Raw genomic sequence first — 476 nt, 5'->3', positions numbered from 1 at the left:
TTCGACCTCGGCCGGGAGTTGCCGTTGCGGGCGGTGTTGTTCGGGGCCGGTGGTGAGCATGTGTTGCTGTTGGTGTTGCATCACGTGGCTGGTGACGGCTGGTCGTTGGCACCGTTGTCGCGGGATTTGATGACGGCGTATGCGGCGCGGGTGCGGGGCCGGGAGCCGGGTTGGGCGCCGTTGCCGGTGCAGTACGCGGATTACACGTTGTGGCAGCACGATCTGCTGGGTGACAAGGATGATCCGGACAGCCTGTTCGCGTCGCAGGTGGGTTATTGGGAGCGGGCGCTGAAGGATCTGCCGGAGCAGATCGCGCTTCCGGTGGATCGGCCTTATCCGGCGGTGGCGTCGTCGGAGGGTGATGTTCTCGAGTTCCGGTGGGATGCGGAGTTGCATCGGGGTCTGGTCGAGTTGGCGCGGTCGACCGGGACGAGTTTGTTCATGGTGTTGCAGGCTGGTCTGGCGACGTTGCTGAG

Annotated in this window: 1 protein-coding gene; it reads left to right on the top strand. The window is 64.7% G+C overall.

Annotated elements, in window-relative coordinates:
- A partial coding sequence (locus tag ADL15_RS14425) for a condensation domain-containing protein (protein WP_157441358.1) occupies nt 1-476 on the top strand: 476 nt, incomplete at both ends.

It is taken from the genome of Actinoplanes awajinensis subsp. mycoplanecinus, assembly GCF_001509495.1.
In the GTDB taxonomy this organism is placed as follows: domain Bacteria; phylum Actinomycetota; class Actinomycetes; order Mycobacteriales; family Micromonosporaceae; genus Actinoplanes; species Actinoplanes palleronii.
Note: the sequence above shows the minus strand (reverse complement) of the source record. Positions and strands in the feature narration are given on the sequence as shown.